This is a genomic window from Nostoc sp., assembly GCF_041747015.1.
In the GTDB taxonomy this organism is placed as follows: Bacteria; Cyanobacteriota; Cyanobacteriia; order Cyanobacteriales; family Nostocaceae; genus Nostoc.
In genome coordinates this window covers 1-22,754 of sequence record NZ_JBGTFY010000411.1, presented here as the reverse complement: position 1 = coordinate 22,754, position 22,754 = coordinate 1, and the positions used below count along the sequence as shown (strand labels likewise).

Here is a 22,754-nt window from a genome sequence, read left to right as displayed (position 1 = left end):
AGCATCCAGAGGTTCAAAAACCTTGCACTTTCGTCGGCGAGCGCCGGGCAAATTGGGAAACTAAGCGACGAAACTACTATTTTGTAAGCTGTGTGGCTTCTAGATTCGCTCTGGAGACTTATTCAGCAAGCCCTAGTTAAGTAAAATAACGTAGATTAACTCAACAGACGTACTAAATTTTGAAGTAACTCAAAAGGCAAGTTTTCAGACTATCGCCCTTTGATTACTTTTAAATAGACTAAAAAATACCACGGTTAAAATAAATATGAAAAAACAAGCTGTAGTGGCAGGATTTGTACTCTTATCTTTTACGTTGCCGCTCAAAGCGACTGCTGCGAGTTTTACCAAATTTTATGTATTTGGCGACAGTCTTTCTGATACTGGCAATGTCTTTACTGCTACGGGTGGTTTAGTCGCTCCGACAACAGCCATTCCCCAAGAACCACCCTACTTTCAAGGACGTTTTTCTAATCAGCAGGTTTGGGTAGACTACCTCGGAGATCAGCTAGGATTAACACCCTCTCCATACATTACTTTAAATCCTACTATTCCTAACCAAGGTATTAACTTTGCTGTAGGCGGTGCTAGTTCAGGTCAAGGTAATGCTGTTGTTCCTAATGCACCGTTACCGGGAGTACTAGAGCAAGTCGGTTTGTTGACACAACCCATCTTACAAGTTAATCAGAAGCTTGATCCAAATGCCCTTTATGCTGTATGGGGAGGTGCAAATGACTATGTGTTTGGTCAAGCTACCAATGCGACTCAAACAGCCCAGAATTTATCAGATGCAGTAGGGTTACTTGCATCATCTGGCGCAAAAAATATTTTAGTCTTTAACTTGCCTGATTTGGGCAAGATTCCGTTTGCATTCGCTACAGAGCAATCAAATAATTTGACTGCTTTGACAAATGACCATAACAATAAACTAGCAGAGGAATTAGGCAAATTTAGCAACAACTCTGACCTGAATCTGATCTCTGTTGATGTATTTTCCCTATTTAATCAAGTACAAGCAAATCCAGGGAAATTTGGGTTTAAAGATGTGACTAACCCTTGCCTAGTAGGCAATTTTCAGACAATCATCAGTGTATGCCCTCAACCAAACGATTATTTATTCTTTGACTCTGTGCATCCAACAACAGGCGTTCATCAGTTAGTAGCAAATGCTGCACTGGCGGCGATTGAGGCTAAGTCTGTCCCGGAACCTGCGATTAACTTGGGGATTTTAGCCCTTGGTGCTTTTGGTGCGGTAGGAGTAGTCAAGCGTCAACAAAAAAGGTCAGCAGGTCGGATTTTTGATGCACAATTAGCTTTGGCGGATAGTTTATCAGATCGCTGTAATACCCCTGCCTCAACGCTTCTCCCAAGGGGAGACGCTACGCGAACGTAGGCAGGGGATGTAAAGCGGTCAAAAACGTTAGCGAAGCGGTAGCGAGTCTTCTCCCAAGGGGAGACGCCAAAGGCGAACGAGCGTCAACACCTTCTGACCAAAATTGAGCGTAAGCGAAATTAGGGAAGAAGGTAGTTGAGTTTTTGACAATCATGATATACTGTTTATGTAGCAAGAATAGACATAAATGATTGTATTTGAGGCAAAACTTGATGGACTTAACGAGCAGTATCAAGCGCTTGATGAAGCGATTCGTACTGCTCGTTTTGTGCGTAATAGCTGCCTGAGATACTGGATGGATAACAAGGGTATTGGACGCTATGACCTAAATAAATTTTGCGCTGTACTTGCAGCCAGTATTGAGTTTCCTTGGGTTGCCAAGCTGAACTCAATGGCAAGACAATCCAGTGCTGAAAGAGCGTGGTCTGCAATCGCTCGGTTTTTTGATAACTGCAAAAAAAATAAACCAGGGAAAAAGGGATTTCCAAAGTTTAAGAAAGAACAAACGCATGGCTCTGTAGAGTACAAAACCTGTGGATGGAAACTTTCTGACGACCGCAGGTATATCACTTTCTCGGATGGGTTCAAAGCAGGAACTTTCAAACTCTGGGGAACTCGTGACCTGCATTTCTACCAACTTAAACAGTTTAAAAGAGTGCGGGTTGTACGTCGTGCAGATGGCTATTATTGCCAATTTTGCATTGATCAAGAACGAGTTGAAAGACGAGAACCAACGGGTAAAACTATTGGTATTGATGTTGGCTTGAACCATTTCTACACCGATAGTAATGGGGAAACAGTTGCCAATCCTAGACATCTTCGCAAGAGTGAGAAGTCTTTGAGACGGTTGCAAGGTCGAATGTCTAGGACTAAAAAAGGTTCTCAAAACAGAATTAAGTTTAGAAATAAACTTGCGCGTAAGCATCTCAAAGTAAGTCGCCAGCGCAAAGACTTTGCTGTTAAGACGGCAAGGTGCGTAGTGAGGTCTAGCGACCTTGTGGCGTATGAAGATTTGCAGGTGCGGAATATGGTGAGCCAGCGCGTTGGGCGGGTTTCCCGACTTGAAGCGACTGGCGAACCCGTCAGGGTGAAAAATCACCGCTTGGCTAAGTCGATTAGTGACGTTTCGTGGTCGTTGTTCCGTGAATGGGTTGAGTATTTCGGTAAAATTTTTGGGGTAGTAACTGTTGCAGTTCCACCTCACTACACCAGTCAGAATTGCTCTAATTGTGGCGAGGTTGTCAAAAAGACTCTTAGCACCAGAACTCATGTTTGTCCTCATTGTGGGCATACCCAAGACAGGGATTGGAACGCAGCACGTAACATATTAGAAAAAGGGTTGAGTACGGCGGGTCACGTCGGAACTAACGCCTCTGGAGAGACTGACCAATACTTGAGTGAGGAAACTCCTTCAAGCAAGTCAACTCGTGGAAAGAGGAAACCCAAAGAGCGATCTTTGGAATCCCCACCCTCAACGAAGTAGGGTGGGGAGGATGTCAATTCGACATTCATAAACTGTAAAAACCAGGAAAAATGATGCGCTACCAATATAAGTCAATACGCTTGGGTTAAGAGAATAGTAGGTTGGGTTTCACTGTCGCTCAACCCAACAAAGTCTCGATAATGTTGGGTTTCGTTCCTCAACCCAACTTACACCAGCTTTAGTTTTTAGCCTTAAGTGAACTGTATTGCAATATAAGTGCGTTTTTAATGGTTTTTCCACCCATTTGGCTAAATGCTTGATTCGTATCAAACTTTACTATTGAGTAATGCTTTCATCAAAGCCGATGATGGGATTTGAACCCACGGCCTGCTGATTACGAATCAGCTGCTCTACCACTGAGCCACATCGGCATACACAATCTAGAAGTATAACATGATTTGATTATGGTCGATCAAAATCCCAAAAATCGCTTTAAACCTGAATAATATGTCAGCTTTACAGCGGTTTTCAGATGAATAGACCACAGTGAGCGAATCACCCCAGGCATCATCAGAGATAATTACGAAGACTAAATCAATATCGTAAATATTTATTTTTACTTCAGAATATATACTTATACTTGCTATAGGACTCCGGTTTGATTTTTGAAACTATACTGAGACTGAAAAGCTCGTTTTACCAGGGTTTCATCTGAAATCCTGTTCAGAAATTAAATATGAGTCCTATAGGTTTAATAGTTTTTGAAACCCTAATAATATGACAAGTTGACTGTTTTATCTTTAGATGTATTCGCTGTGGTGAGATTATCAATATAGAAAAATTTAAGTATTATTTGTTAGGCTTTGGAGGTTTACCTTAACTAATTATAGTGTTTATACTTAGAAAAATAAGCTATTTTTAAGAACTATTGATTTAGGCAAATTGCTTACAGTAATTTATCAACATATCTAACTTTAGACTGATGGAAAAACACCTTATTAAAGAATATTCCTTAAGTATTAGGACTATTTAATACGGCAATTACTTGTCCACTACCAGCAAAAATTTCATAAAGTTGGAGTCTTTTTAGAATAAAGCAGGTAAATATACAGTAATTACTAAAAACTATGTCTCAAAATAAAAACCTAGTAAATTTACTGAAAGCTATGAAAACTAACCTGCGGATCACAAAGTTTAGATTATTCTGTATAGCTGCTTACATCCTAATACCGAATATTGCTGCTTGCACAGGTATCTTCAGCACTGCAAGCGCTAATAGTAGTAACGCCTTAATCGGTCGCAAAGTTAATTCTCAGGATTTAAAAGACACGTATATCCCACCAAATTATGGTGGTCCTGATAGTCAGTATGGTACTGGTACTCGCTGATGGCAATTTTAGATTTTAGATACTGGAGATTTCCCCCAGTGGTATGTTTGTACGAGTGTGTGGACTTGCCAATTTTGGTCTGGTTGAGGATAATCTAAACGGTAGTGTCCGCCCCGGCTTTCGGTTCTAAAAGCAGCACTTTTAAGAATTAAATCAGCCACATCTAATAAATTGCGGGTTTCTGCCCAAAGTCGCAATTGCCGTTCAACATATGGTAAGTCAAAACTAGCTGGTTCTCCTGGACGTAAAGCAAGCAAGAATTGACTTAAAGGCAAAGTAGCGAAATCTTGCTGCCAAGATTCTACAGTAGCGATCGCACTTTCCAACCCTGATTGTTCCCGACAAATACCAGCACTTTCCCACACTAGACGCGGTAACTTCTCTCTAAGTGCTTCTAGCTGTGCTTGCTGGATGTGCCACTCACTAGCATCTGCACTAAATTTCCGTAATGGCAGCACTGGTGTTTCTGAGGGCAGCCCAGTATTTTCTAATTCAATATTAGCCATTTGCGCCCCAAACACAATACATTCCAGCAGGGAATTACTGGCGAGGCGATTTGCTCCATGCACGCCAGTACTAGCGGTTTCACCCACCGCGTATAAACCGGTGATATTAGTACGATTCATCAAATCTGCGACAATTCCACCCATCCAGTAATGGGCAGCTGGCGCTACAGGAATTGGTTCGTGGAAGACATCAACGCCCCAATGTTGACAAACTTTGATGATATTGGGAAAGCGGTGACGAATTTTGTCGGCGGGGATAGGGCGCATATCCAACCACACATGGGCAGTTGCCAGATCGAGGGCGGTACGTTGTAAATGGCTAAAGATGGCTCTACTGACCACATCTCTGGGTGCAAGTTCACCGGCAGGGTGATAGTCAAAGGCAAAACGCCGCCCTTCGTTATCGATGAGGTGTGCCCCTTCGCCGCGTACAGCTTCGCTAATGAGAAAGCGATCGGCACCAGGTTTAGTGAGGGCAGTGGGGTGAAATTGCACAAATTCCAAATCGCGGAGGATAACCCCAGCCCGAGCTGCGATCGCAACCCCATCACCTGTACTTACTGCTGGGTTAGTGGTTTGAGCAAATACCTGACCACCGCCACCGGTTGCCAATATTACAGCACCAGCTTTTACCCAGGTGATTTCACTTTGATAAAACAGGCTAATTCCCTGACAGCGACCAGTTTCGGGTTCAATCCACAAACTCAAAGCTAAAGCTTGCTGAATGACTTGAATATTCTGGCGACGTAAGACTTGGGCGGTGAGGGTGGTGGTAACTTCCCTGCCAGTGGTGTCCGCAGCGTGGAGAACGCGGTTGCGAGAATGGGCAGCTTCTAAAGTTAAAGCCAAGGTTTGACCATGACGGTCAAAAGCAACCCCTAAGTTAACTAAAGATTGAATGCAGTTAGGGGCAAGTTGGGCGAGAAATTCTACAGCCGTGCGATCGCACAAACCCGCACCTGCCCGGATCGTATCTTCAATGTGCAGCGTGGGAGAATCTTCCGGGGCAACTGCTGCGGCAATGCCACCTTGCGCCCAATCACTGGCGGACAAAGCAACTGTTTCTTTGGTAATCAATCCGATTCGCAAGGACTCTGGTAGACACAGCGCTGTGTATAGTCCAGCAGCACCAGCGCCGACTACTAAGACATCAAATTGGCTAGGAATATCTATGTGAGGCAAGGTAATGGGGGAGGGGGAGCAGGGGAGCAGGGGGAGCAGGGAGCAGGGGGAGCGGGAGACAAGGGGAAAAATTTTACTTTGTCCCCTTGTCTCCCTTGTCCTCCAAGTCTCCTTTTATCTCAGCAGCCCACTCCCTAGAATTAGGAGTGGGCTGCTATTTGCTAAATTTGCAAAGACAGTTATCTATAGATACCGTTGTTAAAGCGATCGTCTCCCTCGTTAAAGGCAGGCTCTAGTTCTGTCACGGTGAAATTATCAAAGTTGTCTTGCAGGGTTTGTTTTTGGCGATCGCTCAATCCTGAAAGATCCAATACATCCTCTACCTTTTTGTAGGGAGCATTGATGATAATTTTCTTAGCCAGGGTGGGATAAAGCCCTGGATACTGTTGAAAAGCTCGGACGTTGGTATTATTCAAATCAATTTTTTTACCAAATTCCGTTCCTAGTTTAGCGTCTGCCCGAGTCTGCCGCTCAATTGCCAGAACTGGGACTTGCACAAAAGCAAAACTGTTGAAACTAGCAGCTTGGGCGATCTGAGTTGTTCCCAACCATCCCCAGCAACTAAGTAACAAACTAAACACTGTTAATAAACGCGCTAATCCTTTCACGATTTTTCTACCTCTTTCCATCAAACAGAAATAAAAGTTTTAAGCTAACAGCCGTCAGCAGTCATCAGAAACTAATATACAGCGTATTAATATCCACAATATTTGCCGTTACTGGGTTTGGCTGTACTTTTGGCAAAAATTTTCATAGTGGTAAGAGTGGCTGCATAGCTGCAATAGCTTTGCATCCATGATCCTGGTAGCATTCCCCGCTAGACGAAATCTTTTCAGGGTGGTTGATTCTACCTTCTAACCAGACACGAAACTGTGCGATGTCTAATACCGAAAACCCCACCAAAAAAAGACCTGATGCTGATGGATGGTTATGTAATATTTCTTAACTAATTAATCATCTACAACATCATTCTTGATGTGCCGTAGACTGGGCTGGAAAAAGTTTCGGTAAGAGAAGCCTACACGCTCATTGCAACCTCCTGCCTCCTTTACGCTGCGATCGCAGCTAACAAAAATAGGCTGTCTACCAAAATTGTGCTTAAAACTGCGCCACCAAAGGCATACCAGTGTTTTTGCTTTCTAGCTAAAGGTAAAATTCCAACTGTTAACAGCACTAGGGCGAGAATTATTGCCCAAGTTTGTCCCCAAGGCGTTTGTACTTTCGTTAAGGCGTTTTGTAATATTTGGGGTGCTACATCAGCATTTACTATCATAATTTGCCGCCAATAGGGCATTAAATCTGCTATATAAAAATATACATCGGTTAACACTGTACCGAGTAAAGAACCTAAATAAAACCAGCTACCCACCTTGCCCCAATTCTTCGCCAGACACCAACAGGCAAATGGTAATCCTATAGACTCCATTGGCAGATGCCATACAGGTTCCCAACGTAACCAGCCCCAGTAAATCGCTCCTGCTAACCAACTCCAGCTAAATCCTAAGAGCAAATCCCCCCAGACATAAGTTGCAGGACGTGACATTAACCGAAAACTTAGCCACACCCAAAATGCTGTCAGCGCTAAACTTAAACTTGGTAGCGATCGCACTATTGGCGCTTCTATAAATACTGGCACTGTTACCAAAAACACCGCCGCCGCAAACACTAACCAAGTTTGTCGAGAAGATATAGATAAAAATAGAGAGGGAGATAAGGAGAGTCTAGACTCTAATTCTTTGATGCTCCTTTGCTCGGTGTCAGATGGATGCAACTCTGTATCAATAGAAGGGGTAGAAGTAGTGTAGGAGGACAATGTATTATTAATCAAAGTTTTTAATATTTGTTACTAAACTTTATCTTATTTAATGTATCACACTTTTAAATCCCCCCCTGGGGCATTGTAATTATACTGAAATTTCAGGGAGCGATCGCGCAAACCAAACATTCTGCGCTAGACCAATCCATCAAAGTTGAACCATGTACAGAACTCCTCTGTAGTACCTTGTAAATAGCAGATTACAAAGAAGTCAGGGGTAAAATTTAACTGTTAAAAAGTTAACTGGCATCAGTCTGCTAAATATGAAAGTTTGATGAATTGCCAAAATGGCGTTGACTTATGGAGGTGGGTGTAAGAACATGGTCAGCGTCTTCGATGATGTTATCAAGAAAGAATTCAGGAGTCAGGAGCCAGAATGGGCTAAACCTTAGCTATCCGCTAACAGCATTAATTCTATGTGACTGGCGGACTTCGGCGTGAGCGCTCAGTCGAACCCTAAATTAAGGGGTTTAAGATTCCCAATAAATCTTTCTTGCGGAACGCGCAAGGGACGATGAGCGTAGTCAACAAACATCATCAGCTAAATAATCATGTCTAGAACAGGAAAAAGGTATTAATTGCATATGGAGTTTATTCAAGCTTTTATTTTGGGTATTGTTCAAGGTATTACAGAGTTTTTGCCAATCAGCAGCACCGCACATCTTCTGATTGTGACAAAGATATTTGGTTGGAAAGAACTAGGTTCTAAAGATTTTGTTGATGCAATTCAATTTGGCAGTGTTATAGCAATTTTGGGGTATTTTTGGTCACTTATTTACAGTATTGTCAAGGGTGGAATCGAAGCACTAAAAGATCGAGACTGGCAACGTGAAGAGTGGAAGATTCTTGTCGGTATTATAGTAGGAACAATGCCCGCCTTAATTTTTGGCTTTCTTTTGAAAGACATTCTACCGGAGAGTGCATTAATTATTGCCATTATGTCGATCATCATGGCACTTTTATTAGGTTTGGCAGAAAAAATTGGCACTCGCAAGCGAGGTTATGATTCATTAGAGATTCGGGATGGTATTTTAGTTGGATTGGGACAAACACTTGCTTTGATTCCGGGCGTTTCTCGTTCTGGCTCGACGTTGACGACTGCCTTATTTTTAGGATTAGAACGCGATATGGCAGCGAAATTCTCATTTTTGTTAGGGTTTCCAACTCTTACCGTTGCTACACTGTATAAAAGTTTGAAAATATTCAAATTATTTCAAGCCCAACAGTTACCAGATAACATTGTTGGACTATTAATTGTCGGGATTATTTCAACCTTTATTTTTTCCTACCTATCAATTGCATTCTTGATCAAATACTTAGCAACCAAAAACACTTTGGTTTTTGTTTGGTACAGATTAGCATTTGGCAGTGCGATCTTATTGGCGATCGCAGCAGGTTGGAAAGGATAATTCCATAATAGTTTTTTGTCATTAGTCATTTGTCATTTGTCCTTTATCCAAAGCAAATGACTAATGCCCTATACACAATGCCCAATGCCCCATGACTATTCTTCCTGCCCGAATTATCAAAGTATTACCTGATTCCATAGCCGCAGAGATTGGCTTTGAGTCTGGGGATGCGATCGTTGCAATCAATGGTACACATCCCCGCGATTTAATTGATTATCAATTTTTGTGTGCTGATGAAGTTTTGGAATTAGAAGTTATAGACGCTGCTGGTAAAACTCATAGCCTGGAAATCGAAAAAGATTACGATCAAGACTTGGGGCTAGAATTTGAAACTGCCCTATTTGATGGCTTAATTCAGTGCAATAATCGCTGTCCATTTTGTTTTATCGACCAACAGCCACCAGGTAAGCGCACCAGCTTGTATTTAAAAGACGACGATTATCGTCTGAGCTTTTTGTACGGCTCTTATCTTACCCTTACGAATCTGCCAGAAAGAGAATGGCAGCGCATTGAACAAATGCGCTTGTCTCCGTTATATGTTTCTGTTCACGCCACCGAACCCGAAGTTAGAATTAGACTGCTAAAAAATCCGCGTGCGGGACAGATTTTGCCACAACTCAAGTGGTTTCAACAAAGACGACTACAAATTCATGCTCAAGTTGTTGTTTGTCCTGGTATAAATGATGGCAAATATCTAGAACAAACTCTCAAAGATTTAGCATCTTTTCATACTGGTGAAGTTCCTGCGGTGGCATCGGTGGCAGTTGTGCCAGTTGGGTTGACACGGTTTCGGCCTCAAGAAGACGAACTCATACCCGTAAATAGGGAAAAAGCCCAAGAAGTGATTTCCCAAGTCCGATCGCTTTCACAGCAATTTCGCCAACAATTCGGTTCCAGCGTTGTTTGGTTAGCCGATGAGTGGTTTTTGATTGCAGGTGAGGAATTACCCAGCGAGTCTGAATATGAAGAATATCCTCAAATTGATAATGGAGTTGGTTCGATTCAATTATTTATCAAGCAATTTGCCACCGTTGCGGCAGAATTACTACCGCCAAAAGTTTATCCTCAGAGAAGATTAACTTGGGTAGTGGGCAACGCTGTAGAAAAAGCATTCCAACCGATTTTGGAACGCTTAAATTTTGTTGAAGGTTTAGAAGTAAATATGCGTGCTTTATGTAGTGATTATTGGGGACAAAATATCACTGTCACTGGGTTACTAACTGGTCATGATTTGCTATTGAACTTACAAGGGCAAGATTTGGGAGAAGCGATTTTACTGCCAAATGTAATGCTAAAACATGGGGAATTAGTATTTTTAGATGATATGAGTGTTGAAGAACTAGCCTGCAAATTGCAGACAAAAATATTACCAATAACAGGAGTTGAAGATTTAATCAATACCTGTATTGTTTAAGCTGTTTTTGTTAACCCGTTATTATAGACAATTTAACTACGCTCTGCAAACTCTTCTTGCTTACTGCTTTGGAGAGCGCATTTTTAACCTGGTTTTCTGATCCCTCATAGTGTAGAATGAAAATACATAGTTACTATGTAGCGATCGCCTGCGCGTAACTAAGCTAATTTCGCTAACCAACGCTACCTACTTATTGCTGCGGCTATGTACAGCATCTGAGGGTTAGCACAGTCTGCGGTAGGGCATTTCGTGGACTTAAAACAAAGTTCAGCGCCTCCTCAGCAATAGCTGGATTGGCACAGAAGCCCACATTGTATGCAATCATTCGGTGTGGGAGTATGTCACCCAACTACCTCAATAGGATTGAGATAAGTCAACAAACTGCACGTGTTTGTGTGGTCTTTTTTTAGATAGCTTCTACGGCTAGTCACATTTGGGCTATCCCTGGATAACGGGATGTGCAACTTATCCTTAGAATCCCACTTCCATTCCTTTACTCCACAGTCCCAGAGGCTTTTATTCCTCCCCCCCAAGCCTGTAGGGTTGGGATTGGGCGTTAGTTTGAGAGGAAGTTGTACACGGGCGTTAAATACGAAGTTTCATCGATTCAGTGACCAGATTAACTTTACCTAGTCCAAGTTTTTGGACTAAACCTTTTTGTATCCAGCTAGTTTGGATGTAAGATCCAAAGTTTACAAATATTAATTTGTAGGCTTTTGCTCACTATTACCTTTAATTAAATGTCATGACTGATTTGAACTTTATCGGAATTATCTGCATTCTGGCGGTAGTCTATCTATCCAGCATCTATTTTTGGATAGCTTTTTCTCAGAATTCAAATGAGTGACATAACTGCTAAAATGTTCACTGCTAAGAAAATTTTAGTCTAGCAATCCGAATTGAATCGTGAGAAAATATGTAGATTGAACATCAAATATAAAAGTAAAATTTTATTCAGCCACGGTGATTAGAAATCTACACATGCAAAACCTACTTCAACAGCTTGTTTTCATGAAGTCCACGTAAGTGGACTTTGTTTATGTAGTAGCAAACGTCTAATCTCGTAGCAGTATCTCATTTTTAAACTGGATAATGACCTAGTACCGTAAGGACGTTCGGCGAAGCTCAGTCGAGCCGCGGAAGTCAAAACTCAAGTTTTTTTATACTTCTTGACTCTAGCAATAACTGCCTTATTTTATAAGGCATTAGATATTTAATCGTTTATTTTGTTTACTGTCAATAGTGAAAGTAGATTTATTAATTTAGAATACTCCTGATAACAGATTGTAGACGAATTTCAAAAATGGTTGTTTTTTTATCAGAAATTATTACAAAGAGAGAAATACAGATTGGCTTACTAGGGTTGGTGATCGGATTTTTTATTTTTATAGTTGGTCGTTTCATGATTTCATTGACAAACTTACTCTGGAAACGTTTGAATTTTCCCCAAATTACTGATATTTACCAAAAGTTAATTAAGCCAAATGAAGACTTATTAATTGTGGTAGCTGTAATTGGGGCTTTTGAGGTTTTTATATCCTTTTTACCTAAAAATCAGTGGACAAACTCATTAGAAATTATTGTGAGTTTAACTCTGGCGATCGCAGTCAGTTGGTTAGCCTCTAAATTATTTAAAAATTTCTTTGACTTGTATTTATTAAATGCTGCTTTCAAAACTGGGAAAAAAATCAGCAGTGAGCTACTCATTCTCTTCAAATGGGTTGCGAATCTCATCATTATATTTTTAGCGATTATTACCTATGCTCAAACGCATCAAATTAATCTTTTAGGATTGCTAGCTAGTTTAGGAATCGGTGGTTTAGCAGTAGCCTTTGCTGCTCAAAAAACCCTAGAACAAGTTTTGGGTGGTATTGTTCTTTATCTCGATCGCCCCTTCGTGATTGATGATTATATTGGTCTTCCCGATGGGACTTTTGGACGAGTTGAATCTATAGGATTAAGATCCACCCGAATTAGAACATCTGGTAAGGGAACTGTAATGATAGTTCCCAACAGTTCCTTAACTCAGGTGAATATTGAAAACTTTACTGGTGCGAAGAAAGTCATGTCAATTCTTTATTTGGCCTTCTACCGAACACTCACAAGTGAAGATCGAGCCTTAATTCGCCAAGTTATTCTAGACAGTACCAATGGTATTTTTGGAATTGATTCGGGGAATACAGAAGTGACTTTTAAAAATATCAATAACTTGGTAGAACCAGATAAAAGTCAAGCGCAAGTTACTTTCTTTATCTTAGGTTCTGGAGATGTCTCAATGGAATTACGTCGTCAGCTGCTAAATATGGCAACTGAAAGCATGACTCAGTATTTAAAAGAATATGGTATTGCTTTTGATATAGAAGAACCAACAATTTATGTTGACTCGCCCATTACAATTTAGAGATGATGACGAATATTTCCCGGATTACTCTAGAATTTCTTCAACGTGATAGCACAATATCAGCCCTATCTAGACTTGGAGTATTTCTATTTTTTATTGTGCTATCTTTACTGATAGGACGATATACTCCTACATTCTTGCGAATTATTATCCGACGTTTTGCACCGCAGCAAGTTGCCAGTATTTATGACAATTTAATTGACCCAATTAGAAACTTATTTAAAATCACAGGTACTTTAATTCTAATTTCATTTTCTTTAGTGTGGATTGCGGAATATGAATCTATCTACAGATTTATTTCTCCCCTCGTTGATTTAGCTGTTATTGTGAGTATTGCTTGGCTATGCTCTAGTTTATTCCGACAGTTTATTCGAGTGTATGGAATTGAAATATTACGGAAATTTGGTCGAGAAGTAGATGAATTACTTTTAGTATTTGAAACTTTTGCAAATGTAATTATCGGATTTATTGCTGTTCTGGCTTTTGCCCAAAGTCAACAATTCAATTTAGTTGGGTTATTAACTGGATTAGGAATTGGTGGATTAGCTATAGCTTTTGCTGCTCAAAAAACCCTAGAGCAATTGTTGGGAACAATTGTGTTGTATTTAGATCGACCCTTTATTCCTGGAGAATATATACGTTTACAGAAATCGCAACAAATTTCTGAAGGTTTGTTTGGGCGAGTTGAGTCAATTGGTATCCGTTCAACTAAAATTCGCACCGCTGCTACAAGTACGCTGTTTATTATTCCCAATTCAATATTAGCAAACTTAGAAATTGAGAATATTACTCGAGGGAAGAAAGTTATGGTTCTACTCTACCTCGATTTCTTAGACTTGCTGGAAGACCCAGAACGAGCTCTGGTTGAACAGGTAATTGTCGAGAGTACTAATTCACTATTTGGTATCGATCCAGGCAGCACCAGTATTACTTTTTTAACTCATAACAATGCAGACAATGCAGAAAAACAAATAACTCGAACAAGAGTGACGTTTTTTATTTTGGGTTCCAGTGACAACTCTCTGCAATTACGCAAACGCCTATTGGAATTGGCAAATGAAAAAATTTCTAAAAAGCTAGTCACGAATGGAATTAAATTCACGATGCAAGAGCCGACAGTTTATGTAGAATCGCCTGTGACAATTTGAGTATCAATCTTGGCATTTTTTATTGGTTTTGATAGGCTAGATTGATGAAAGTAATTCACTAAGTACTTTTACAAAATCAAATATTTTGGAAAAGCTAGACCAATAGTAGGTTTACGTAATTCAGGTTAGAGGATCAGTAAACTTACCAGTAATCAAGCCAGAATCCTAGATTATGTACTAATGAATTCTGACTAATAACTCAATTAATAATCAAATGAGGAGTAATTGGTGAGGCATCAAGAAAACCAAAAAGATATAAGTTTAAAAATTAAAAAAGCTAGAAAATTATTTATTTTAAGTTCTGAAATTATAATTTTAAATTTTTTAAGTATTTTGCCAGTAACGGCGGCGACTGAAGAACCTGTATTGAGCGTAGTGTATGGCCAAGAAAATGCAAATCAATGGCCAGGGATAAGCGATCGCCTACAAACAATTGGGGTAAAATATTGTGTAATTCCCCTTACTGATGTCAAGAGTGCGGCAGATTGGGGCGATCGCAAGGTATTATTTTTGCCAAATCTTGAGACATTAACCCCAATCCAAGTGATCGCCCTAGAAGAATGGATGAGTAAAGGAGGGCGTTTGATTGCCAGTGGGCCTGTAGGTAGTCTATCAGCGCCGGGAGTGCGTCAGTTATTGCGATCGCTCCTGGGAGGTTATTGGGGATTCAGCCTCAGCGACACAGAACAAATCAAACCAGCAAAAACTAAGATCCCAGAATGGGTAAATCAAACTGAACTTTTTGGCAAAGTGCGCGGCGGCGTTGTGATTCCTAATGATATGGGTAGTCAATCTCCTGCTGTTTGGAATTCTAAAGATAATCCTGCCGCAGTCGTGACAACCGAACGTTCCACCTTTTTGGGCTGGCGCTGGGGAACAGATACAGCAACAGCCGCCGAGTTAGATAATGCCTGGTTAAAAGCTGCTCTCAATCACTATTTGACAGCGCCAGCGCCATCGAATCGCATGAAAAAAGTAGCAGGAGGTTCTCAAAGCTGTTCTACAACGGTGGCAGCTGTGTCAAGAGGGCAGGGGGCAGGGGGCAGGGGTACATCTCCCTCATCTCCTCCTGCTAAAACTGCCACCGCTCCGCAACCTAGAGCGGTGACTATGGTCAAACCGCCAAGTTCTCAGGAGGCTATTGACCAATTGGAACAAGCGGTGCGTCTAGATGTTGCACCCAACTCCAGTACGCCGATTGACAGCAACGAAGCGATCGCCCTCCAGCAAGAGCTAGAAAATCTGATTGGTCGGGTGGAAAGTGCCCATTTAGCAGTGTTAGCCGATGCGGCTAATGAAGGCGTTGCGAGATCTGAGGACAAGGAAATCTCTAACACCCACACCCGCCAATCTATCAAGAAGCAGCCGACGCAATTGGCTTCAACTAAATTGGGTGGGTTAGTCATAAGTAAAGACCAAGCCTTGGCACAGGTAAGGGTAATTGCTAAAAACTTACCCCAATTGATTGCCCAAAAAAACTACGCTCTGGCTCGTCAGCAGTGGCAGGTAGCTAAGACGACTTTGTGGCAGCAGTTTCCTATTGATCAGAAGTTGGCTCAACCAGAAATTCGGGCAGTTTGGTTAGATCGGGGGACAATTGTTCGTGCTGGCAGCAAGGCGGGACTAGCCAAGATTTTTGACCGCCTAGCCCAAACTGGGATTAATACCGTATTTTTTGAAACTGTTAACGCTGGCTATACTATTTATCCCAGCCAAGTTGCAAAAGAGCAAAACCCATTAATTCGTGGTTGGGACCCACTGGAAGCGGCAGTGAAATTAGCCCATGAGCGAGACATGGAATTACACGCTTGGGTTTGGACTTTTGCTGCTGGCAACCAACGTCACAATGAGATTATCAACGTTAATCGTGATTATCCAGGGCCAGTGCTGGCGGCTCATCCCGATTGGGCAAACTACGATAACCTTGGTAACATGATTCCCGTTGGGCAGACTAAGCCATTCTTCGACCCAGCCAACCCTGAAGTGCGGCAGTACTTGCTCAAGCTGTATGAGGAAATTGTCACCCGTTATGATGTAGATGGTTTACAGCTAGACTACATTCGCTACCCCTTCCAAGACCCGTCAGCAGATCGAACCTACGGTTACGGCAAAGCTGCAAGAGCGCAGTTTCAGCAACTTACCGGTATAGATCCGATAAATATTTCTCCTAGCCAACCAGAACTGTGGCAAAAATGGACGACATTTCGCACCGAGCAAGTTGATAGTTTTGTCGCCCAAGCATCACAGCAGTTGCGACAAAAGCGACCGAATTTGATTTTGTCGGTTGCAGTATTTCCGCTACCGCAACAAGAGAGGATTCAGAAAATTCAACAAAACTGGGAAACTTGGGCAAGGCGGGGGGATGTAGATTTAATTGTTCCTATGACTTATGCTCTGGATACTCCTCGCTTCCAACGACTAGCCCAACCCTGGATCGCCTCTAAACAATTGGGAGCTACATTGTTAGTGCCGGGAATTCGCTTACTTTCTTTGCCAACAGTTGGGGCATTCGATCAACTCCAGTTGGTAAGGGACTTGCCAGTTAGTGGTTATGCACTCTTTGCCGCCGAGAATTTTAACAACGAGCTACAAAAACTCTTTGTTAGCACTCAAGGTAGGGATCAATCCACAACATCCACTACAAGTGAACCTATTCCTTATCGCCAGCCTTTTCAAACTGCAGCCGTCCGTTACACCGCGCTGCAACGGGAATGGAAATTTGTTTTGCAAAATGAGCAACTACAAAGGACTCCTCAAAAAATTTCCGATTTTAACAACCAGGCAGAAGTTTTACGCAGTGCTTTAAATCAACTAGCCACCTCGCCTTCTGCGAGTAAATTATTAGTGGCGAGGGCCTCTCTAACTCGGTTCCAGTCTCAATTTCGGGTATTGATGAGCCAGGAGCTTAAGTCAAATTCCTATCAAGTCAAAGTTTGGGAAAATCGGCTTGTAACTATAGAAAGGTTATTGCGTTACGGCGAACGCCGGGTACAGCTGGCTCCTCAGTGAAGATACAGAGGGGCAGAATATCAACCTATAGGCATTGAGAGATTGTCAGGTTACTAGAGTATGCTTTCAATGGTGTTGTGTATACACCTATGGACAGCTTATGCTCTGAGAGCTTTTTGTAGTCAACTGCCTATTGTTAAAACAACCTCTTAGAGTGAATAATTGACTGTTCGCTGCTAAAGGTTGTGCCGAAAACACAATCAGAATCATGACTACAAGTTGTTCTTGAGTATGGTAGGTGAGTCAGGAGAAACTCAAGAAATGTCTTATGGCAAATTTCTCAACTTGGTACATCTAGATAATCAAGAACAATTTGTTTGTGCTAACTCCTGGGCGATCGCTAGTTTCGTCTGTAAACTTTTCTCTGAAACCGTTTACAGACGAAACTAGCAAAGTCGTGCTGCTGATTCCCAAAGGACGAGACATCACTGACTTCAAACAAGTGTGGGAGGCTTTAGAAAAAAGCTAAGAGCGTTTTCGGTTTTTAGCTAGCGCGACTGACAAAATCTATCGCTGGCATCTTGTATGTACTTTACTATTATGCAATCGCCAAGGGAAATTTTTAAATTGGTTCGGTACAAATATTGGCATTAGCGATCGCATAGCAGCAGAAATTACTAGTCATTGGATTAGGAATGGCAATTATAAAAAAATTTGTAGATATTCATCAAGATAAAATATCTATCACTAAGTACACTGGAATTTAGTAGAAAGTTTAATGTCATTAAATAATAAATATAAATTGAGGTAAATTATGCCCAGAATTTTAATAATAGAAGATGAAGAATCAGTCCGCGAAAACATTTTAGATTTGCTAGAAGCTGAAGATTTTGAAACTATTGCTGCGGCTAATGGCAGAATCGGTGTACATCTAGCTATCTCCGAAGTTCCCGATTTAATCCTGTGTGATATGATCATGCCAGAAATTGATGGTTATGGTGTGCTAAAAGCATTACGTCAAGATCCATCGACGGCAACAATCCCCTTCATTTTTATAACTGCAAAATCTGCAAGATCTGACTTTCGTCAAGGTATGAATATGGGTGCAGATGACTATATAACTAAGCCATTTACTCGGGCTGAGTTATTGAGTGCCATCATTAACAGATTGGAAAAATACGCTACTTTAAAAAGGTATTTATCTCCTCACACTAGAATTAATAACTTGTCTCCAAAAACGCAGTTGTTAGAAATTAGTTTACACCGGGCTATCAAACAACACAATTTTCAAGAATTTGAAATTTATTATCAACCAATAGTCGATATTGCTTCCGGCAAAATAGTAGCTGCTGAAAGTTTATTGCGCTGGCAAAGTCCAGAACTAGGGATGATTTATCCCACAGAATTTATTCCCTTAGCAGAATCTACAGGTTTAATTATTCCTATTGGCAAATGGGTATTAAAAATGGTCTGTCAACAACTTAAAAGCTGGCGTGATGCCGGAATTTATTCTCTGATTGTTGCTGTCAATCTATCGGTAATTGAATTTAATCAACCAGATTTTATTCAGAAAATAATTAATCTTATAGTTACCAATGATCTGGAACCACATTACCTAGAACTAGAACTTACTGAAAGTATGATTATGCAAGATATAAATAGTGCGATCGCTACTATGAATAAATTGCGCTCCTTAGGTGTAAAGATTGCGATCGATGATTTTGGTACGGGCTACTCTTCTTTAATTTATCTAAAAAACTTACCAATTAATACATTAAAAATCGACCGTTATTTTATCCATAATGTTGCTAGCGATCCCAAAAAATCAGCGATTACTAAAGCATTAATTCAAATGGGTCACAATCTCAATTTAGATGTAATTGCTGAAGGTGTAGAAACGGAAGCAGAACTGGCTTTTTTACGCAAATATGACTGTAATTCTATGCAAGGGTTTTTATTTAGTCCTGCATTGCCAGCAGCAGAATTTGAAAATCATGTTCTAAAAGCGCTTAAATTAAAACCATAAGATACGTTTTCCCTGGGGTTTTACAGCACTTCCGGCTATTATGCAATACAGTTTTTATCCCTGCCTCTCTCCTATCATCACTTTCAGCTATGAGGATGTACCTCATAGCTGCCGGAAGTGCTGTAAGCGATCGCACACAGTGCATAAATCCCAAATCAAAACAGCCATAGCCAAAGTGGGAGAGTAACTAACAATACTATAGCCCCAGCAGCTAAGGCAGTAACTGCCAGATCGCGATCAAGATTGAATGTCTCAGCAATTACGAGTGTGGCGAAAGCTGGAGGCATGGCCATTTGTAAGACAATAACTTTTGCTACAGAACCAGTTAATCCAAACACTGGTAGAATACTCCCCAATATTAAGGGAACTAGCAGCATTTTGATTCCCAAGCTCATCCCTACTTGTGGTAGACTACGCCAAGATTTGAGCAGCGCTAGTCGCATTCCAATTAACATCAAAGATAAAGCTACGACACTCCAAGCAAATTTCTCTAACCAGAATTCCGCGATAGTGGGAATTGTCGCTTGTCGAAACAGTAAGCCAAATCCGAAACTCCACAGGGCAGGATTAATTAAAATTGCTCTAGCAGTCTGCCAATGATTTTGGACACCGCCGCCAAAACGCGCTGCTATTAACACACCTAAGCCATAAGTTCCTGGGAATGAACCTAGCAAATCGTAGAATAGCGCCCAGGCAAAATATTCCTTGCCTACGATTGCTAAGGTGATAGGAAAGCCAAGATAACCTGTATTACCCACCATTGCCGCTAGGATCAAGCTAGCCTGAGTTGGTGCTTGGAGAACGGTATTTCTAAAATAGACTTGTCCTTTAATCCCCACCCAAGCTAAAAATGCTCCTAGTAAAATGGCGAGGTAAGCGATCGCCGGGGCAATCCAAATTTGCCCCGAAAAGCTAGATTGGCGCAAAAAGGATACTATGCTAATGGGTACTCCCACCCAGTAAAGAAACTGTCCCAAACGGGTAGGAACTGTCATAGGTAATTTGCGTCCCAAAATAAAACCTACCAGGACTAATCCTCCCAGCTTGACGTATAGTTCTAAAAGGTTTGTCAAGATTGCGCCTAAGAACCACAGATGTAAAATGCTACCTGTTAAGTTTACTTTTGTCCAGTGCAAAATCTGTTATGGCTATCCTACAGAAACAGGAGTTTACCCTTGAATAAGGCTGCGTTTTCTGGAAAATCGCAAAACTCATCAAATGACCCTGGTGATGATATTCCAGTGGCTATACGCGATACTCCTGATGCAACACCTAAAATGTGGTTGCAACCGCGAATTGTGATGATTGGAGGAGTCGCAGGATTTGTCTTGCTGGCTTTAATTGGCGGTTTTTTATTTTTCGTGACTGCACCCAAAAAAACTGCCGATTCTCAACCCTCACCCATTAGTTCTGCACCTACACCAACTAGAGAATCTGGTAATTCTGTTAACAATCTGTTAGGACATCTGGCATACTCAGAAGCCCCTGAGTCAGAATTAGTCACCATCTCCGCAAATAGGGGCATTAGAATGCGAAAAGGTGCTGCCCAAAAGTTTGAGGACATGGTAGCAGCAGCGCGGAGTGCAGGTGTAATTTTAGTACCAATTTCTGGCTTTCGCTCAGTCAACGAACAGGAACCGTTGTTTTTTGGTGTCGGTGCACAGCGAAATCAAACACCAGCAAAACGATCTGCTCTCAGCGCTCCTCCTGGTTATAGTGAACATCACACAGGTTACGCTGTGGATATTGGAGACAGAGCAGTACCAGCAACTAATCTCCAAACCAACTTTGACAATACCAAGGCTTATCAGTGGCTACAAGCAAATGCGGCGCGTTTTAGCTTTGAAATGTCATTTCCTAAAGATAATGCTCAAGGTGTGAGTTATGAGCCTTGGCACTGGCGTTTTGTAGGCGATCGCGACAGCTTAGAAATGTTCTACAAAGCCAAAAATTTGAAACCTAATAAATAACCTCATTCATTTCTGTTTAGCGATGGAGATATGGCAATACGGTTTGGTTAAGATCCCCCCGCCTGCGGCGACCCCCTTAAAAAGGGGGTAAAAGAGGGTTATAAGCCCCCCTTAAAAAGGGGGGGGTTGGGGGGATCTCCGAGGAATGAACACGTTAACTGAACCCTATTGAGAGATATGGGGCAAAGGAGCAGAGGAAATCAATGCCCCATGCCTAGTTTCGTCAGCTGTTTCTCGGTTTCTCAGGCGCTAATTTCTGATATTTACCTGGATTCTTTCGGTGAAAATATTCTTCCATAATTTCTAAAATCATCGGCGCAGCAATGCTACCACCACCGCCGCCAGAATGTTCCGCAAATGCCACAATCACAATTTCCGGCTGCTGGGCGGGGGCATAGGCACCAAACCAAGCGTGATTTTGTTTAACACGACCCTTCCAGGCTTCAGCGGTGCCACTCTTACCAGCGACTGGGGGAACTGTTGGCTGGTTTAAAGCTTTACCTGTACCTTCAGCTACTACTTTCCGCAGTCCCTGACGAAGGATACTTATGGTTGTCGGCTTCATATTTAAAGACACTCGCCAGCTTTTTGCTTCTTCATTGTCTTTAAGCAAATGCGGCTGGACTCGGTAGCCACCATTCGCAGGTACAGCAAACATGATGGCGACTTGTAGGGGTGTAGTTTGTAAAGCACCTTGACCAATTGACATATTGATGCTATCGCCAACAGTCCAAGGTATCTTCCAAACTTTCTGCTTCCATGCCTCATCTGGCACTAAACCTTTTGTTTCTTCGTTAGCAAACTCAAAGCCGGTTTTTGTACCAAATCCATACTTTCGAGTCCATTCGATCAAAGTTGGCCCGCCAACTCCCCGACCAATTTGATAAAAGAAGGTATCACTACTCCACTGTAATGCTCCGATAAAACCCAACGGGCCGAATCCGGCGTGGTTCCACTCACCAAATCGGGTGCCACCAAAGTTTAAGGAACCATAGGTTTGTAGCACTGTGCTAGGAGAAAATTTACCCGATTCTAGCCCGGCTGTGGTGGTAACAATTTTGAAGGTGCTAGCGGGAGGAAAAGCGCTGAGGGCACGATTGACCAAGGGATGATCTGCACCTTGTACAGTTTCCCAATCTTTTTGGGTGAGTTTCTGCTTCGAGAAAATATTTGGGTCAAAGGTGGGGTGAGATACCATTGCTAAAACGGCACCGTTCTTTGGGTCAAGTGCCACGATCGCCCCATTGCGATCGCCTAAAGCTTTTTCTGCTGTCTTTTGCATATCTAAATCTATGGTCAGGTGCAAATCATTACCAGCTTTCGCCTGTTTCTCACCCAAAACCCGCAGCGGTCTACCTGCACCATCCACTTCTACCCGTTGACCGCCCCATTCGCCCCGCAGAGTTTTCTCATAAGCTTTTTCAACTCCCATCTGACCGATTACATCACCTAATCTGTAGCCTTGCTGCTGCTTTTCTTTTAACTGGTCGGCGGTCAGTTCTCGCGTATAGCCGAGTAAATGTGCTAACTCCTTGCCGTGGGGGTAGTAGCGAACGGCTTCTGTAGAAATTTCCACGTCTTGGAGTTCGCTTTGATACTCCTTCAATGCTGTAATTTGCGCTTCCTTCAAGTCACGAGCGACCCGAATCAGTGAAGAAGAGTTAGCGCCTGCCTCTTCTAGTTTCTTTTCCATCTCTTCTTGGGAAACTTCGATAATTTGAGATAGACGTGC

The 22,754-nt window shown here is 41.8% G+C and carries 16 protein-coding genes and 1 tRNA gene; 11 read left to right on the top strand and 6 right to left on the bottom strand.

The window, feature by feature from the left end:
- The first annotated feature begins 265 nt into the window (after nt 1–265).
- Together ACEW80_RS32230 and ACEW80_RS32225 are read left to right on the top strand one after the other, a co-directional pair.
- Entirely contained in the window at nt 266–1,390 is a 1,125-nt protein-coding gene (locus ACEW80_RS32230; RefSeq protein ID WP_373530509.1) for an SGNH/GDSL hydrolase family protein, read from the top strand.
- A 187-nt stretch (nt 1,391–1,577) separates the two neighbouring features.
- Nucleotides 1,578–2,873 (top strand): RNA-guided endonuclease InsQ/TnpB family protein, encoded by a 1,296-nt coding sequence (locus ACEW80_RS32225; RefSeq protein WP_373530508.1) that lies wholly within the window; start codon nt 1,578–1,580, stop codon nt 2,871–2,873.
- Between the two features lie 299 nt (nt 2,874–3,172).
- Here ACEW80_RS32225 and ACEW80_RS32220 read toward each other — a convergent pair.
- Nucleotides 3,173–3,244 (bottom strand) — tRNA-Thr (locus ACEW80_RS32220).
- Between the two features lie 696 nt (nt 3,245–3,940).
- Here ACEW80_RS32220 and ACEW80_RS32215 point away from each other — a divergent pair.
- Nucleotides 3,941–4,201 carry a hypothetical protein gene (locus ACEW80_RS32215; protein ID WP_373530507.1) on the top strand — a complete coding sequence of 87 codons (261 nt, stop codon included), beginning with the start codon at nt 3,941–3,943 and terminating at the stop codon, nt 4,199–4,201.
- Between the two features lie 8 nt (nt 4,202–4,209).
- On the opposite strand, the gene nadB is transcribed toward ACEW80_RS32215, so the two are convergent.
- The 3 genes from nadB to ACEW80_RS32200 all read right to left on the bottom strand — a co-directional run bounded on the left by nadB (nt 4,210) and on the right by ACEW80_RS32200 (nt 7,717).
- On the bottom strand, nt 4,210–5,889 hold the full coding sequence (nadB, locus tag ACEW80_RS32210; protein ID WP_373530506.1) for an L-aspartate oxidase: 1,680 nt from the start codon (nt 5,887–5,889) through the stop codon (nt 4,210–4,212).
- Between the two features lie 179 nt (nt 5,890–6,068).
- Entirely contained in the window at nt 6,069–6,497 is a 429-nt protein-coding gene (gene psbU, locus ACEW80_RS32205) for a photosystem II complex extrinsic protein PsbU (protein ID WP_373530505.1), read from the bottom strand.
- A gap of 440 nt (nt 6,498–6,937) precedes the next feature.
- Nucleotides 6,938–7,717 (bottom strand): DUF3120 domain-containing protein, encoded by a 780-nt coding sequence (locus ACEW80_RS32200; RefSeq protein ID WP_373530504.1) that lies wholly within the window; start codon nt 7,715–7,717, stop codon nt 6,938–6,940.
- Nucleotides 7,718–8,289: 572 nt separating this feature from the next.
- Here ACEW80_RS32200 and ACEW80_RS32195 point away from each other — a divergent pair.
- From ACEW80_RS32195 to ACEW80_RS32165, 7 genes are all read left to right on the top strand, one after another.
- The gene (locus ACEW80_RS32195; protein WP_373530503.1) at nt 8,290–9,114 is read left to right on the top strand and encodes an undecaprenyl-diphosphate phosphatase; all 825 of its coding nucleotides are present in this window, start codon (nt 8,290–8,292) and stop codon (nt 9,112–9,114) included.
- A gap of 91 nt (nt 9,115–9,205) precedes the next feature.
- Nucleotides 9,206–10,528 (top strand): TIGR03279 family radical SAM protein, encoded by a 1,323-nt coding sequence (locus ACEW80_RS32190; RefSeq protein ID WP_373530502.1) that lies wholly within the window; start codon nt 9,206–9,208, stop codon nt 10,526–10,528.
- A 1,303-nt stretch (nt 10,529–11,831) separates the two neighbouring features.
- Nucleotides 11,832–12,929: a mechanosensitive ion channel family protein gene (locus ACEW80_RS32185; protein WP_373530501.1), complete on the top strand. Its 1,098-nt coding sequence runs from the start codon at nt 11,832–11,834 to the stop codon at nt 12,927–12,929.
- A gap of 5 nt (nt 12,930–12,934) precedes the next feature.
- A complete protein-coding gene (locus ACEW80_RS32180) occupies nt 12,935–14,077 on the top strand; it encodes a mechanosensitive ion channel family protein (RefSeq protein ID WP_373530510.1) in 1,143 nt (380 codons plus the stop codon).
- Between the two features lie 225 nt (nt 14,078–14,302).
- Entirely contained in the window at nt 14,303–17,086 is a 2,784-nt protein-coding gene (locus tag ACEW80_RS32175) for a glycoside hydrolase family 10 protein (protein WP_373530500.1), read from the top strand.
- Between the two features lie 313 nt (nt 17,087–17,399).
- Entirely contained in the window at nt 17,400–17,555 is a 156-nt protein-coding gene (locus tag ACEW80_RS32170) for a hypothetical protein (protein WP_373530499.1), read from the top strand.
- 285 nt (nt 17,556–17,840) lie between these two features.
- On the top strand, nt 17,841–19,052 hold the full coding sequence (locus ACEW80_RS32165) for an EAL domain-containing protein (RefSeq protein WP_373530498.1): 1,212 nt from the start codon (nt 17,841–17,843) through the stop codon (nt 19,050–19,052).
- A 155-nt stretch (nt 19,053–19,207) separates the two neighbouring features.
- On the opposite strand, the gene ACEW80_RS32160 is transcribed toward ACEW80_RS32165, so the two are convergent.
- Nucleotides 19,208–20,125 (bottom strand): AEC family transporter, encoded by a 918-nt coding sequence (locus ACEW80_RS32160; protein WP_373530497.1) that lies wholly within the window; start codon nt 20,123–20,125, stop codon nt 19,208–19,210.
- A 102-nt stretch (nt 20,126–20,227) separates the two neighbouring features.
- On the opposite strand from ACEW80_RS32160, the gene ACEW80_RS32155 reads away from it, so the two are divergent.
- Complete coding sequence (locus ACEW80_RS32155; protein WP_373530496.1) at nt 20,228–21,022, top strand: D-alanyl-D-alanine carboxypeptidase family protein; 795 nt, start codon at nt 20,228–20,230, stop codon at nt 21,020–21,022.
- 223 nt (nt 21,023–21,245) lie between these two features.
- Here ACEW80_RS32155 and mrdA read toward each other — a convergent pair.
- Nucleotides 21,246–22,754 (bottom strand): penicillin-binding protein 2 (gene mrdA, locus ACEW80_RS32150; protein ID WP_373530495.1); only part of this gene is annotated, 1,509 nt, incomplete at its 5' end.

What these genes read in the sequence shown, in the direction of transcription:
- ACEW80_RS32230 (WP_373530509.1), top strand. Translation starts at nt 266, where the DNA reads ATGAAAAAACAAGCTGTAGTGGCAGGATTTGTACTCTTATCTTTTACG.
- ACEW80_RS32225 (WP_373530508.1), top strand. Translation starts at nt 1,578, where the DNA reads ATGATTGTATTTGAGGCAAAACTTGATGGACTTAACGAGCAGTATCAA.
- ACEW80_RS32215 (WP_373530507.1), top strand. Translation starts at nt 3,941, where the DNA reads ATGTCTCAAAATAAAAACCTAGTAAATTTACTGAAAGCTATGAAAACT.
- ACEW80_RS32195 (WP_373530503.1), top strand. Translation starts at nt 8,290, where the DNA reads ATGGAGTTTATTCAAGCTTTTATTTTGGGTATTGTTCAAGGTATTACA.
- ACEW80_RS32190 (WP_373530502.1), top strand. Translation starts at nt 9,206, where the DNA reads ATGACTATTCTTCCTGCCCGAATTATCAAAGTATTACCTGATTCCATA.
- ACEW80_RS32185 (WP_373530501.1), top strand. Translation starts at nt 11,832, where the DNA reads ATGGTTGTTTTTTTATCAGAAATTATTACAAAGAGAGAAATACAGATT.
- ACEW80_RS32180 (WP_373530510.1), top strand. Translation starts at nt 12,935, where the DNA reads ATGACGAATATTTCCCGGATTACTCTAGAATTTCTTCAACGTGATAGC.
- ACEW80_RS32165 (WP_373530498.1), top strand. Translation starts at nt 17,841, where the DNA reads ATGCCCAGAATTTTAATAATAGAAGATGAAGAATCAGTCCGCGAAAAC.